The sequence below is a fragment of the Microbacterium sp. LB12 genome (assembly GCF_037150835.1).
Classification (GTDB): Bacteria; Actinomycetota; Actinomycetes; order Actinomycetales; family Microbacteriaceae; genus Microbacterium.
On sequence record NZ_JBBCPF010000004.1, the window covers coordinates 78,445 to 92,433 of the forward strand.

Annotated in this window: 13 protein-coding genes; 11 read left to right on the plus strand and 2 right to left on the minus strand. The window is 71.1% G+C overall.

Going from position 1 to position 13,989, the window contains the following annotated elements; all coding sequences use genetic code 11:
- Position 1 precedes the first annotated feature (1 nt).
- From WFM69_RS08995 to WFM69_RS09010, 4 genes are all read left to right on the plus strand, one after another.
- Positions 2–1,189 carry a heparan-alpha-glucosaminide N-acetyltransferase domain-containing protein gene (locus WFM69_RS08995; RefSeq protein WP_337003797.1) on the plus strand — a complete coding sequence of 396 codons (1,188 nt, stop codon included), beginning with the start codon at positions 2–4 and terminating at the stop codon, positions 1,187–1,189.
- A complete protein-coding gene (locus tag WFM69_RS09000; RefSeq protein ID WP_337003798.1) occupies positions 1,186–2,022 on the plus strand; it encodes an aldo/keto reductase in 837 nt (278 codons plus the stop codon). The genes WFM69_RS08995 and WFM69_RS09000 overlap by 4 nt, the downstream gene beginning before the upstream one ends.
- 181 nt (positions 2,023–2,203) lie before the next feature.
- Entirely contained in the window at positions 2,204–2,773 is a 570-nt protein-coding gene (gene msuE / locus WFM69_RS09005) for an FMN reductase (RefSeq protein WP_337003799.1), read from the plus strand.
- A 44-nt stretch (positions 2,774–2,817) separates the two neighbouring features.
- The gene (locus WFM69_RS09010) at positions 2,818–4,620 is read left to right on the plus strand and encodes a thioredoxin domain-containing protein (RefSeq protein WP_337003800.1); all 1,803 of its coding nucleotides are present in this window, start codon (positions 2,818–2,820) and stop codon (positions 4,618–4,620) included.
- A 3-nt stretch (positions 4,621–4,623) separates the two neighbouring features.
- Here WFM69_RS09010 and WFM69_RS09015 read toward each other — a convergent pair whose 3' ends face one another.
- Positions 4,624–4,842, minus strand: coding sequence for a hypothetical protein (locus WFM69_RS09015; protein ID WP_337003801.1), 219 nt, complete (start codon positions 4,840–4,842; stop codon positions 4,624–4,626).
- A gap of 115 nt (positions 4,843–4,957) precedes the next feature.
- On the opposite strand from WFM69_RS09015, the gene WFM69_RS09020 reads away from it, so the two are divergent.
- The 5 genes from WFM69_RS09020 to WFM69_RS09040 all read left to right on the plus strand — a co-directional run bounded on the left by WFM69_RS09020 (position 4,958) and on the right by WFM69_RS09040 (position 10,215).
- Positions 4,958–5,701, plus strand: coding sequence for a formylglycine-generating enzyme family protein (locus WFM69_RS09020; protein ID WP_337003802.1), 744 nt, complete (start codon positions 4,958–4,960; stop codon positions 5,699–5,701).
- A gap of 148 nt (positions 5,702–5,849) precedes the next feature.
- Positions 5,850–6,917 (plus strand): histidinol-phosphate transaminase, encoded by a 1,068-nt coding sequence (gene hisC / locus WFM69_RS09025; protein WP_337003803.1) that lies wholly within the window; start codon positions 5,850–5,852, stop codon positions 6,915–6,917.
- Complete coding sequence (locus WFM69_RS09030; RefSeq protein WP_337003804.1) at positions 6,914–8,377, plus strand: amino acid permease; 1,464 nt, start codon at positions 6,914–6,916, stop codon at positions 8,375–8,377. Before hisC ends, WFM69_RS09030 begins: the two co-directional genes overlap by 4 nt.
- 2 nt (positions 8,378–8,379) lie before the next feature.
- Positions 8,380–8,862, plus strand: coding sequence for an Lrp/AsnC family transcriptional regulator (locus tag WFM69_RS09035; protein ID WP_337003805.1), 483 nt, complete (start codon positions 8,380–8,382; stop codon positions 8,860–8,862).
- 168 nt (positions 8,863–9,030) lie between these two features.
- Positions 9,031–10,215, plus strand: coding sequence for a Cmx/CmrA family chloramphenicol efflux MFS transporter (locus WFM69_RS09040; RefSeq protein WP_337003806.1), 1,185 nt, complete (start codon positions 9,031–9,033; stop codon positions 10,213–10,215).
- On the opposite strand, the gene WFM69_RS09045 is transcribed toward WFM69_RS09040, so the two are convergent.
- Positions 10,170–11,723: a dolichyl-phosphate-mannose--protein mannosyltransferase gene (locus tag WFM69_RS09045; RefSeq protein WP_337003807.1), complete on the minus strand. Its 1,554-nt coding sequence runs from the start codon at positions 11,721–11,723 to the stop codon at positions 10,170–10,172. The two genes, WFM69_RS09040 and WFM69_RS09045, sit on opposite strands and share 46 nt — an antisense overlap.
- A gap of 63 nt (positions 11,724–11,786) precedes the next feature.
- Between WFM69_RS09045 and rsmI the strand changes: the two genes are divergently transcribed.
- Positions 11,787–12,602: a 16S rRNA (cytidine(1402)-2'-O)-methyltransferase gene (gene rsmI / locus WFM69_RS09050; RefSeq protein ID WP_337003808.1), complete on the plus strand. Its 816-nt coding sequence runs from the start codon at positions 11,787–11,789 to the stop codon at positions 12,600–12,602.
- Positions 12,603–12,781: 179 nt separating this feature from the next.
- Complete coding sequence (locus tag WFM69_RS09055) at positions 12,782–13,879, plus strand: LacI family DNA-binding transcriptional regulator (protein ID WP_337003809.1); 1,098 nt, start codon at positions 12,782–12,784, stop codon at positions 13,877–13,879.
- Positions 13,880–13,989 lie beyond the last annotated feature (110 nt).

Here is a 13,989-nt window from a genome sequence, read left to right on the forward strand (position 1 = left end):
GGTGATCAACGCTCTCGCTCCCGTCCGCTGGTTCCGCGGATTCGGGCGGCCCCCGCGCATCCTCGGCCTCGACATCGCCAGAGGGCTTGCCATCCTCGGCATGGCCGGCGCGCACATCGGCGACACCAGGACCTTCGACTGGGGCGACCCTGCGACGTGGACCGACCTGGTGCACGGGCGCTCCTCGATCCTGTTCGCGGTACTCGCCGGGATCTCGATCGCGCTGATGACCGGACGCCACCAGCTCCCCGAGCCCGAGCGACTGCCGAGCATCCGACTGAACCTCATCGGCCGCGGCGCCGTGATCTTCGTGATCGGTCTGACGCTGGAGATGCTGAACACCTCGATCGCGGTGATCCTCACCCTCTACGGCCTGCTGTACGTGGCGGTGATCCCGTTCCTGCGTTGGCGGCCGTGGCAGCTGCTGACGGCTGCCGCGGTGCTCGCTCTCGCAGGGCCCGCGGTATTGGCGTTCCTGAACGCCCTCATGCTCAATCCCTACGGGTCCGGGATCAGCTTCGTGCTGTTCGGCACCTATCCGATCACCGTCTGGATGGCGTTCGTGCTGGGCGGCATGGCGCTGGGCCGACTGCGCGTGGAGCAGGTGCGCACCGCGTGGATCGCTCTGGGCGTCGGGTTCTCGCTCGCCGTGATCGGATACGGGCTCGGCGGTGTCGGACAGGCCGCCGGTGCCGCCTCCTCCGGCGGGAGCAGCTCGTTCGTCGATGGCTCCGACGGGTCCTGGGAGACGCCGACCGGCTGGGCGGACTACCCGCGTGCGCTCGCCGAGGCCGACCCGCTCGGGGCCGTGCTGCGCGCCGTGTTCGGGGTCGAGCCCCACAGCGGCGGCACGGCCGAGATCCTGGGTTCCGGTGGCTTCGCGGTCGCGGTCATCGCGCTGTGCCTGCTGCTGAGCCGGCCTCTGCGCTGGGTGCTCCTGCCCCTCGGTGCGCTCGGTTCCATGCCGCTGACGGCATACAGCGCGCATGTCATCTCGATCGTCGCGGTCGGCGGGCCCGGTGCGTTCTTCTCCAGCAACGAGTTCTGGTTGGCGACCGCTCTCGGGCTGCTGCTGATGACGACGCTCTGGTCGATGTTCCTCGGGCGGGGTCCACTGGAGCGGCTGGTCGGAAAGGGAGCGGTCGCTATGGCCTCGGTGCCGAAACCCCGTTCTAGGCTGGAGGCATGACCATTCCTGCACTCGAACTGAACGACGGCAACTCCATCCCGCAGCTCGGCTACGGCGTCTTCAAGGTGCCGCCGGCAGAGACCGAGCGCGCGGTGAGCGAGGCGCTGGAGATCGGCTACCGCCACATCGACACGGCCGCGATCTACGGCAACGAAGAGGGTGTGGGCGCGGCGATCGCCTCGTCCGGCATCGCACGGGACGAGCTGTTCGTCACGACGAAGCTGTGGAACGACCGCCACCACGGCGAGGAGCCGCGTGCGGCCATCGCGGAGAGCCTCGACAAGCTCGGCCTGGAGAAGGTCGACCTGTACCTGGTGCACTGGCCCACCCCGGCCAAGGACGACTACGTGCACGCGTTCGCGAAGCTCATCGAGCTGCGCGAGGCAGGGCTCACCCGCAGCATCGGCGTCTCGAACTTCCTGGTGCCGCATCTGGAGCGCACGGTGAAGGAGACCGGTGTCGTGCCGGCCGTGAACCAGATCGAGCTGCACCCCGCGTACCAGCAGCGTGACGTGGTGGCCTGGGCCGACGAGCACGGCATCCGCATCGAGGCCTGGGGCCCGCTGGGCCAGGGCAAGTACGACCTGTTCGGCACGCCGGCGGTCGCGGATGCGGCGGCGGCGCACGGGGTCACCCCGGCACAGGCGGTGCTGCGCTGGCACCTGCAGAGGGGCATCATCGTCTTCCCGAAGTCGGTCAGGGCCGAACGTCTGCGGGAGAACCTCGATGTGTTCGGCTTCGAGCTGACCGATGCCGAGATCGCGGCCATCGACGCGCTCGACCTGCTCGACGGTTCCGGCCGTGTGGGTTCGCACCCCGACGAGGTGAACTGACCGCGGGATCGTCGAGCCCCGACGCGCTCGACCCGCTCGACGGTTCCGGCCGTGTGGGTTCGCACCCCGACGAGGTCAACTGACGGCAGGGCCTTCGGGCACTGACCGGCAGGTCCCCGGCCATATGACGCCCCGTGTCGCATCGCGCGACACGGGGCGTCGTCGTGAGTACCGTCGAGGCATGACAGCTCCGTTCCGCGTCGTGGCCGTGTCGGGTTCCCTGCACGAGCCGAGCAAGACGACCGCCCTCGTCCGTGCGATCACGGCCGCGATCGCCGAGCGCGCCGAGGTCGAGTCGCAGCTCATCGAGCTCACGCAGATCGGTCCGGGTCTGGCGGGTGCGCTGCAGCGCGACCAGCTGCCGCCCGAGGTCGAGGCGCAGCTGCAGGCGATCGAGTCCGCCGACCTGCTGATCGTGGGAAGCCCGGTCTACCGGGCGTCGTTCACCGGTCTCTTCAAGCACCTGTTCGACTTCGTGGGCCAGTACGACCTGGTCGGCAAGCCGGTGCTGCTTGCGGCGACCGGCGGCGGCGAGAAGCACGCCCTGATCATCGAGCACCAGCTGCGGCCGCTGTTCGCGTTCTTCCAGGCGCTGACGCTGCCGCTCGGCGTCTACGCCAGCAACACCGACTTCGACGGCTACGAGATCTCCTCCGAGGTGCTGCAGGCCCGCATCGCGCTGGCTGCCGACCGCGCTCTGCCGCTCGTGGGATATGCGGCCTCGCGTCCGGTCGAGCTGCTCGTCGGCTGACCCGGGCCTCGCCTCGCCCGCTGCGCGCGGCGTAGCGTGAAGTCATGACCAACCGGCTCGCCGACACGCTCAGCCCGTACCTCCGCGCGCATGCCGACAATCCCGTCGACTGGTATCCCTGGGGTGAGGCGGCGTTCGCGGAGGCGCAGCGTCGCGACGTGCCGTTGCTGATCTCGATCGGGTACTCGACGTGCCACTGGTGCCACGTGATGGCGCGCGAGTCGTTCGCCGACCCGGCCACGGCGGATCTCATCAACCGGGACTTCGTCGCGGTCAAGGTCGACCGGGAGGAGCATCCGCAGGTCGACGGTGCCTATATGGCCGCCGCGTCGGCGTTCACGCAGAATCTCGGCTGGCCGCTCACGGTCTTCGCCACCCCGCGCGGCCGCGCCTTCTACGCGGGCACCTACTGGCCTCCCGAGGCCCGCCCTCCGCTGCCGGCGTTCCGTGACGTGCTCGCCGCGGCGCGAGAAGCCTGGATGCTGCGGCGGACGCAGGCCGAGGAGTCGGCGGATGCGGTGACCGACGCGCTCGCCCGTGCGGCGGAGTCCGCGCCGTCGGAGCTGCCCGACGTGGTGGCGCTCTCGACCGCGGCCGAAGCGATCGCGCAACGGGAGGATCCGCAGTTCGGCGGTTTCGGCGGTGCCCCGAAGTTCCCGGTGGCGACGACGCTGCGGTTCCTGCAGCATCCGCTCGTGCGGGACGCCGCCCCGGATGCGGCGGCGTCGGCAGTGCGGGCGCTCGCCGCGATGGCGGACTCGGACCTGCGGGATGCCGACGGCGGCTTCTTCCGCTACGCGACGCAGCGCGACTGGAGCGTGCCGCACTATGAGCGGATGCTGACCGACAACGCGCAGCTGCTCGACGTCGCGCTGGATGCGGGGGATGACGCGACCGCGCGGGGGATCGCCGCGTTCCTGGTCGACGTGCTGCGGCGGGACGGCGGCGGGTTCGGGGCGGCGCAGGACTCGGAGTCGACGATCGACGGTGCGCGCAATGAGGGCGGGTACTACCGTCGTCCGGTCGCCGAGCGTGGGGAGCTGGAGCCCCCGGCCGTCGACGGCAAGGTGATCACCGGCTGGAACGGGCTCGCGATCGGTGCGCTCGCCCGGGCAGGAGCGGCCCTCCGCGAGCAGAGCTGGATCGATGCGGCAGCGTCCGCCGCCGACGAGGTGCTGCGGGGGAACCGCGATGCCGCGGGCGCTCTCGTGCGGGCATCGCTCGACGGACGGGCATCGGCGGCGGTGGCGACCGCCGCCGATCTGGGCCTCCTCGCCGACGGACTGTTCGCGCTCGCCCTGGCGACCGGGCGGGCGGAGTGGGCGGTCACGGCACGCAGCATCCTCGACCGGGCTCTCGACGGCACCGCCGGCGATGACCCGCTGCTGTCGGCGCAGGGGATCGCCACCTCGCCCGACCAGACCGACGGCGACCTGCCCTCCGATGCCGCGGCGGTGGCCGGCGCGGCTCTCACGGCGTGGTGGCTGGGTGCGGGCGACCGATACCGTGTCGCCGCCGTGGAGACGGTTCGCGCTCTCGCCGAGCGTTCGCGGGAGCAGCCGTTCGCCCACGGCACGCTGCTGCGGGTCGCGGCCGGTCTCGCCGTGCCTCCCCGTCAACTCGTCGTGGTCACTGCCGCGCAGGATGGCGCTCTCGCCGCGGCCGCCAGGGGTGCCGATGCCGAGGTCGTGACCGTGGTCACCCCGGCGCAGGCGAGAGCCTTCGCGGATGCCGGATTCGAGCTGTTCGAGGGCAAGGACGCGACCGCGGAACGCGCCTACGACTGTCGCGCGTTCGTGTGCCGACTGCCGGTGAGCGACCCGACTGACGTGTCGCCGACGCGCTGAGGATCAGCCCTGGTTGCGGGGATGGCGTCGCGCAGTGCGCTCCGTGCCGCGGCGGTAGTTCCCGGTTGTCTTCGCCATCAGCAGCTGGGCGTCGCCGAGCGCGGCCTCGGCGAGGAAGTCCTGCGCCCGCGCGCCGCGAAGCACGGTCGCGGTGATGCCGTGATGACGGATGACGACGTCGTCTCCGCGAACGACGTACTCGAATCCTGCCGGTGTCCCCATCCGGCGATCGTATCCGCTGCGGGTGGCTCGCCGGCGTTCGGCCCTCGTCCCGGCCGAGGCCTTTACGCTGGGAGCCACACGAGTGCGAGGGGACGCCGATGAGCAGGGGACGCCGATGAGCAGGGTGCGGACCGACTGGGTCGACATCCCGGCGGGCGACGTGCAGCGGGGGACGCCGGCCGACGAGGTCGACGCGCTCACCGCACGCTACGCCGATACCGGGGTTCCGCGCGCGTGGTACGAGAAGGAGACGCCGCGCACGCGCGTGTCCGTCCCGGCGTTCCGTCTCGCCCGCACCCCGGTGACGGTCGCGCAGTGGGCGGAGTTCGCTGCGAAGACGGGTGCGCGTGCCATTCCAGGGATCGACGATCATCCGGTCGTCGGGGTCACCTGGGCAGAGGCGTCCTCGTTCGCCGAGTGGACCGCCGCGCAGCTCGGCGACGAGGTGCGGCTGCCGACCGAGGACGAGTGGGAGCGGGCGGCCCGCGGCGACGACACCCGGGAGTTCCCCTGGGGTGACGAGTACGTGCGCGGTCGGGCGAATCTGCACGACCTCGGGCTCGGCGCCACCACCCCCGTCGGGTCGTTCCCCGATGGCGCCAGTCCCTTCGGGGTGCTCGACTTGGCGGGCAACGTCGACGAGTGGACCTCGACGCTGTACGCCCCGTACCCCGGCGCCCCGGCCGACGTTGCCGCGGTCGAGGACTGGGCCGCCGATCCCCACATCACGCGCGGCGGAGCGTTCCGTCACGACGTCGACCTGGCACGCTGCGCCCGACGGCACGGCGCCTACGAGACCGATCTCGTGGCGGTCGGCATCGGGTTCCGCCTCGCCGCTGCGGCTGTGCAGACTGCCTAGCGTGAAGCGGTCAAGCGGTCGTTGATTGCGCGACCTGCGCAGCATTCGATGCACCGATTGCCCAGTGCCTCGCATCCGTTCTACTGTTGCGCGACAGCAGGCGGCGCCGCTCGGGCCGCCACCGACTCACAGCAAGGATGCTCTGACGATGCCCCTTCCCTCCCGCGCAGGACTCGACGCCGTTCCCGCGTACCGGCAGGGGCGCGCAGCCCCGGCCGGTGCGTCGAAGCTCTCCTCGAACGAGTCGCCGCATCCGCCGCTGCCGTCGGTCGTGCGGGCCGTGCGCGACCGCCTCGAGGGCATCAACCGCTACCCCGACATGAGCGCCGCCGTCCTCCGCGAACGGCTCGCCGCGCGGTACGGCGTCGACGCGTCCGAGGTGACGGTGGGGGCGGGTTCGGTCGAGATCGCCGCCCAGCTCATCCATGCGGTGGCCGGCGAGGGCGATGAGGTGATCTTCGCGTGGCGCTCGTTCGAGGCGTACCCGTCGCTCGTGCGCATCGCCGGTGCCACGCCCGTCCCGGTGTCGCTCGACGCCGACCACGGGCACGATCTCGACGCGATGCTAGCGGCCATCACCTCGCGCACGCGTCTGATCTTCGTCTGCAATCCGAACAACCCGACGGGGACCGTGGTCGGGGCCGACGAGCTGGAACGCTTCGTCGCCGCCGTGCCGCACGATGTGCTGGTCGTGATCGACGAAGCGTACGTGCACTTCGACCGCACCGAGAGCCGTGGTGCCGGTATCGAGCTGTTCCACCGGCATCCGCATGTGGCCGTGCTGCACACGTTCTCGAAGGCGTACGGGCTCGCCGGTCTGCGCATCGGCTACGCGATCGCCCCGGCCGACGTCGCCGAGAACCAGCGCAAGGTGGCCGTGCCGTTCGGCGTCACCGACCTCGCCCAGACAGCGGCGCTGGCGTCGCTGGACGCCGAAGACGAGCTCGCGGCGCGCATCGACGAGGTGGTCGCGCAGCGTGACCGGCTGCATGCCGCGCTCACCGCCGCAGGCTGGCCTGCCGTCCGCTCGCAGGCGAACTTCGTCTGGGTGCCGTCGGCGGATCGCACCGAGGAGCTGGATGGTCTGCTGCAGGCGGGCGGCGTGGTCGCCCGTGCCTTCGCAGGGGAGGGCGTGCGCATCTCCGCGGGCTCCGCGGACGACATCGACCGCGTCGAGGCAGCGCTCACCGCTGCTCGCGTCGAGGTCGGCGCATGACCGGCGACCGGGCGACCGAGTCCCGCGCCACCGCAGCTCACGCCACCGCAGCTCATGCCACCGCAGTTCACTCCACCGAGGTGCCGCCGACCACCACGACCACCAAGGGCCTGCATCCGGGGCTCACCCGACGCCAGATCTCGATGATGGGGCTGGGCGGCGCGATCGGCGCCGGCCTGTTCGTCGGATCGGGTCAGGCGATCAGCATCGCCGGCCCGGCTGTGCTGGTCTCGTATCTCGTCGCGGGCGGCATCGTCGTGCTCGTGATGGCGATGCTCGCCGAGATGGTCGCCGCGCGACCGAGCTCCGGTGCGTTCAGCTCGTACGCGCAGAAGGCGATGGGGCGCAGCGCGGGCAGCGCGGTCGGCTGGCTCTACTGGATCCAGCTGGTCGTCGTGATCGCGGCCGAGGCGACCGGCGCCGGCGGGATCGTTTCGGCCTGGACACCGGGGATCCCCGCGTGGGCGTGGGTGCTGATCTTCGTGGTGGCGCTCACCGCGGTGAACCTGTTCGGCGTGCGCAACTACGGCCGCTTCGAGTTCTGGTTCGCGGCGATCAAGGTCGCCGCGATCATCGCGTTCCTCGTGGTCGGGGTGTGCGCGATCGTCGGCCTCATCCCCGGCCTGCCCGCCACCGGCATCGCGAACCTCGTCGACAACGGCGGCTTCGCCCCGAACGGCATCACCGGCATCGCCGGGGCGCTGCTGATCGTGGTGTTCGCGTTCGGGGGGACCGAGGTCGTCGCGATCGCCGCGGCCGAGTCGAACGACCCCGCCCGCAACATCCGCCGCATCGTCCGCGAGGTGCTGGTACGCATCCTGGTGTTCTACGTCGGCTCGATCTTCGTGATCGTCGCCGTGCTGCCCTGGAACGACCCGGCGGTGAAGGACGGGCCGTTCTCCGCCGTGCTCGACACCCTGAACGTGCCCGGCGTGGGTCTCGTGATGGATCTGATCGTCGTCATCGCGCTGCTGTCGGCCATGAACGCGAACATCTACGGCGCCTCGCGCATGGCGTACTCGCTCGGGGAGCGCGGTCTCGCTCCGCTGGCGGCCACCCGCACCAGCCTCAAGGGCGTGCCGTTCGTCGCCGTGTTGGCATCGGTCGCCTTCGGATTCGTGACGGTGGGTCTCAACTGGGCGTTCCCCGATGTGGTGCTGCCCGCCCTGCTCAACGTGGTCGGCTCGACCCTGCTCGTGATCTGGACGGCGACGGCCGTGTCGCAGATCATCCTGCGCCGTCGTGCCGATCGTGCGGATGAGGTGATGCCCATGCGGATGTGGGGCTTCCCCTGGCTGTCATGGCTGTGCCTGGTGCTGCTGGCTGCGGTGACCGCGCTCTCGATGATCGACGAGGCGGCGCGCACGCAGCTGCTACTCACCCTCGGTCTCACCGCGGTGCTCCTCGTGGTCGCGCGGGCGACGAGAGCGGTCGCGCGCCCCGGCGTGGTGCGGGAGTAGTCGTGCGGATCGATCGCCTCGACGCCCAGCTCATCCGGCTGCTCACGGAGTCGCCGCAGCTGCCGATCCTGGAGTGCGCGCGCCGCCTCGGGATCGCCCGCGGCACCGCGACGAGCCGCCTGGCACGCCTGCACGAGGGCGGGGTGATCGAGGCGATCGTGCCGCGCATCGACCCCGCCGGGTTCGGTTACGGCGTGGTCGCGTTCTGCCTGGTCGAGATCGACCAGAAGGTGGGCCACGACGAGGTGGCCACGGCGCTCGCGGATGCGGTGCCCGAGATCGTCGACATGCACACGGTCACGGGGGCGAGCGACATGCAGCTGCGGCTGGTGGCGCGCGACGCCACGCGGCTGCAGGAGGTGCTCGATCGGGTGGCCCTGGTGCCGGGGGTCGCGCGCACCGCCTCGTCGATCGCGATGCGCACGCACCTCTCGGGTCGCGTGCTGCCGCTGGTGGATCACGTCGCGACCGACGACGGTCCCTAGCGCGATAGAGTTCGAGCATGTCGAGTCCCGAGTCAGACGAATCGGGGGCCGTCGGTCACACCGCCGGCCCCGTGCGCTGATAGCTGCGACCCTGTAGCTGCGCATCTCCGGATGCCGGCCGTGGTGACGAGAAGCCCCCTTCTTGATCTCTCACCTCGGAGTACTCCCATGCCCTCTGCTCTCTATCTGCTCGCCCTTGCCGTCTTCGTCATGGGCACATCCGAATTCATGCTCGCGGGTCTGCTGCCGGCGATCGCGGCCGATCTCGACGTCTCCGTCGGCACAGCGGGACTGCTCACCTCGGCCTTCGCCGTCGGCATGGTCGTCGGCGCGCCGCTGATGGCCGCGTCCGCTCGTCGATGGCCGCCGCGACGCACGTTGATCGTGTGCCTCGCGCTGTTCGCCGGGTGCCACGTCGTCGGGGCACTGACCGCGATGTTCCCGGTCCTGCTCCTGACGCGCGTGCTCGCGGCTCTCGCCAACGCCGGCTTCCTCGCGGTGGCACTGCGCGCGGCGACGGACATGGTTCCGGCCGACCGGAAGGGGCGGGCGCTGGCGATCCTGCTCGCCGGAACCACGGTCGCCACGGTCGCCGGGGTGCCGGCCGGTTCCATGCTCGGCTCAGCGCTGGGATGGCGGACGACTTTCTGGGCCGTCGCCCTGCTGTGCGTTCCCGCGATCGTCGGTGTCGCACGCGGCGTCTCGCGCACAGCGGACGCGGCGGAGGGATCCAGCGCATCGCCGAGCCTGCGCTCCGAACTCCGTCAACTGGCGACGCCGCATCTGCTGCTGCCCATGGGCATCGGCGCGCTGATCAACGGCGGCACCTTCGCGGCCTTCACGTTCCTCGCGCCAGTGGTCATCGAGACCGCTGGTCTCGCGGAGATCTGGGTGCCGGTGGCCCTGGTGCTGTTCGGCGTCGGCTCCTTCCTGGGAGTGACGCTCGCGGGCCGGCTCTCCGACCGACAGCCGGGCCTCGTGCTCTTCGTCGGCGGACCGCTGCTGCTCACGGGTTGGGTCGTGCTGGCGGCGCTCGCCTCCGTCCCGGCCGCGCTCCTCGCGCTCGTCTTCGTCCAGGGCGTCCTGTCGTTCGCGGTCGGCAGCACGGTGATCACCCGCGTGCTCTACGCGGCATCGGGCGCGCCCACGATGGGCGGCTCGTACGCCACGGCGGCACTCAACGTCGGGGCGGCCGTCGGACCTGTGCTCGGGGCGGTGGCGCTCAGCGCGGGGTGGGGGCTGCGCGCTCCGTTCTGGGTCGCGTCAGTCCTGACTGCCGCCGCGCTCGCGGTCCTGCTCCTGACCCGTCACACCCAGCCGGGCATCCAGTTGTGCAGCCGCCAGAAGTCGTAGGGCACGCTCATCCCGGTCCACAGGGGAAGGAAGAACGCCGACACCAGCACCACGAAGGCGAGGAAGATCATCACGGTGCGCTCACCGGACTGCCGTCGGTGCAGCGGATCCTCCCGTCTCCCGGCGATGATCCGCAATGTCATCGCGAGGGCGAGCACGAGGAACGGCATCATCACGACCGTGTAGAACTGGAAGATCGTCCGCTCGGGGAACATCAACCAGGGCAGGTACGTGACGGCGAGGCCGACGAGGGGGATGCTCAGCTCCGGGCCGACCGGCTGCTTCGTGATCCAGCCCCGCACGAGGCGGTACAGCAGGTAGACCGCCGCAGCGACGCCCGCGTACCAGATGAGCGGGTTCGGGATCGCCGAGATCACGCCGATGCAGTGGTCGGTTCCGCAGCCGGTGGGGTCGGAGTCGACCCAGACCGCGGTCGGGCGCAGCAGGAACGGCCACTCCCACGCGGGGCTGGCGTACGGGTGCCCCCGGGTGAGTCCGACGTGGAAGCCGAGTATCGACTGGTGGTACTTCCACAGGGCGATGAGCGGATTCGCGTCGCTCTGCCGGTCGTAGCCGCCCGCGGTCACGAGCCATCCGGTCCAGCTGATCAGGTACACGGCGAGGGCGGGGAAGACCAGCAGCACGAACGAGACGGGCCCCTGGCGGAAAGCAGCGGCGGTCGGCCACAGGACGACGCCGGCGCGGCGTCGCGCGAGCGCATCGGTGATCACGACGTACAGTCCGAAGCCGGCGAGCACGTACAGGCCCGACCACTTGACCGCACACGCCGCACCGAGCGCGACACCCGCGGCGATCAGCCAGGGGCGACGCCAGAGCACCGGACCCCAGAACGGATCGGGTGCGTCGGGGTCGCGCCTCTCGAGCAGGGGGATCGTGCGCTGCCGGTCGATCAGCACGAACAGCACCCCCAGCAGGACGAAGAAGGTGAGGATGCCGTCGAGCAGGGCGATGCGGCTCATCACGATGCTGAGCCCGTCGATCGCGAGCAGTGTGCCCGCCACGCTCGCGACGACGATCGAGCCGCTGAGGCGTCGGGCGATCAGGTACACCAGCAGCACGGATCCCGTGCCCAGCACCGCGGTCGCCAGTCGCCAGCCGCCGCTGTTGTCGGGGCCGCCGATCGCCATGCCGAGCGCGATGAGCCACTTGCCCAGCGGGGGATGCACGATGAACGCGCCCTGATCGGAGAGGGGCAGCTCGCGCAGCGTGACGAACGCGTCGTTCGCGTTCTCTCCCCAGGTGCCCTCGTAGCCGAGGGTCCAGAGCGACCAGGCGTCCTTGACGTAGTAGGTCTCGTCGAACGCGAGCTGGTGGGGGTGCGCGACGTTGACCAGACGCAGCAGCGCGGCGACGGCGGTGATCACGAGCGGAGCGAGCCACCGGATCGCGCGTCCCCAGTCCGGATCGCCGAGCAGCCGATCGCGGAGCTGCCCGTAGCGCGTCGACCGCTCCTCCGTCGGGGGAAGCAGGGGCTCGGGTGCGGTCACCGGTCCAGCCTAGACAACGGGGCTTCTCGATCGGCTGCAGACCGCTCCGCCTAAGCTGGGCGGGTGATCATCCTCGCCGCCACTCCGATCGGAAATCTCGGCGACGCGTCGCGGCGCCTCGTGGAGGTGCTGGAGAACGCCGAGGTCGTGGTCGCGGAAGACACGCGCACGACGCAGCGCCTGCTCAAGGCTCTCCAGATCGACAACCGCCCCCGGCTCATCGCCCTGCACGACCACAACGAGAAGCAGAAGGCCGCCGAGCTGGCGTCGCTCGCGGTGGAGACCGACATCGTCGTGATGAGCGACGCCGGCATGCCGACCGTGAGCGACCCCGGCTACGGGCTCGTCGCCGAGGCGGTGGCCCAGGGGGTCACGGTGACCGCGATCCCCGGACCGAGCGCGGTGTTGATGGCGCTCGCGATCTCCGGCCTCCCCACCGACCGCTTCACGTTCGAGGGGTTCCTGCCGCGCAAGCCGGGGGAGCGGCGCTCGACTCTTCGCGCACTCGCCGCCGAGCCCCGCACGATGGTGTTCTTCGAGTCGCCCTCCCGCCTGGCGAGCTCGCTCGCCGACATGGGTGCGGCGTTCGGCGACGAGCGGCGGATCGCCGTGTGCCGCGAGCTCACAAAGATGTACGAAGAGGTGCGCCGAGGCACGGCGTCCGAGCTCGTCGCGTGGGCCGAGAACGGCGTCAAGGGCGAGATCGTGGTCGTGGTCGAGGGGGCGACGCGTCGGGATATCTCCCCGGAAGATGCCCTGGCTCAGGTGCAGCAGCTCGTCGCCGACGGTATCCGGCTGAAGGATGCGGCGTCCGAGGTCGCCGCGCTCACGGGTCTCTCGTCCCGCGACCTCTACCAAGCGGCCCTCGCCGCGCGCTGACCCCCGACGAAACTTCGCAGAACAGCAGAAACCTCGCAGCGGTTCCGCGGATCTCTGCGAAGTTTCTGCAGTTCTGCGAGTTTCCGTGAGGGGAGGGGTGGGGTGAGGCGAGGGGGTGGAGGGGAGAGGCCGGCGGAGCGGGGTGGGTAACCTGGTGGCGGACCGAGGGGAGCCTGATCGTGAGCAAGGCAGCGACCGTCTATGACGTCGCCGACCGTGCCGGAGTGTCGATCGCCACCGTCTCGCGGGTGCTGCGCTCGCCGGATGCGGTGCGTCCGGCCACTCGTGAGCGCGTGCTCGATGCCGTGACCGCGCTCGGTTACGTGCCCAGCGGCAGCGCCCGCGGCCTGGCCGAGCGTCGCACCGGGGTGCTCGGGCTGTACTTCCCCGGGTTCGACGCCGCAGACGAGGCGCCGGCGCTGGACGCGCTCTCCGCCGAGACGGCACCGCCGTTCACCGTGGTCCACGGCGATGCGGACGACGGCGACCATGCCACGATGCTGTTCCTCGACGAGGTGCTGCGGGGGGCCGAGCTCGAGGCCTGGAAGCAGGGGTTCGTGCTCATGGTCGGCGTGGGGCGCGACGACCCCGACCGGTCGATCGTGCGCGACATGGCCGGCCGTGTCGACGGGCTGATGGTGCTCGCGAGCAGCGTGCCCGACGACGTGCTGGCGGGGCTGGCGCGGCGCATCCCCGTGGTGGTGCTGTCCGGGCCTCCGCGCGGTGACGACTACGACCACGTGCTGGTGGGCAACGCCGAGGCGATGGCCGAACTCACCCGACATGTCCTGGCGCAGGTGGGCGACGGTCCGCTGGCGTTCCTCGCCGGGCCGGCAGACTCGCCCGATGGCGCGCAGCGGTGGGAGGGGTTCGCGACCGCGGTGGCCGACGCCGGGATCCCGCTCGATGCCGTGAGCGTCGTGCGCGGCGATTTCACCCGCGCCTCGGGCCGGCGCGCCGGCGAGGAACTGCTCCGTGCCGTGGTGCCCTCCGCGCTGATCGCGGCGAACGACCAGATGGCGCTCGGTGCGATGGATGCGCTCCGCGCGGCCGGGGTGCGGGTGCCGGAGGACACGCTCGTGACGGGGTTCGACGGCATCGAGGCCGCCGTGCTGTCCACCCCTCCGCTGACGACCATCCGGCAGCCGATGATCGAGCTCGGCCGGGCCGCGGTGCAGGTGCTCGCGCGCCGCCTGGAGCGCCCGGATTCCGCGCCGATCGTCGCCCGGTTGCCGGTGCGGATCCTGCTCCGACAGAGCTCGCAGCGCCCCTCCTGACCCGCCGGACGCATGTCGGTGGATCCGTGTCAAGGGGTTGCGATCGCAAAATGTATGCGCTTACACTCGCTGAGGCGGCGCGAGCCGTGCGGGTGATCCGACGCGGAGAG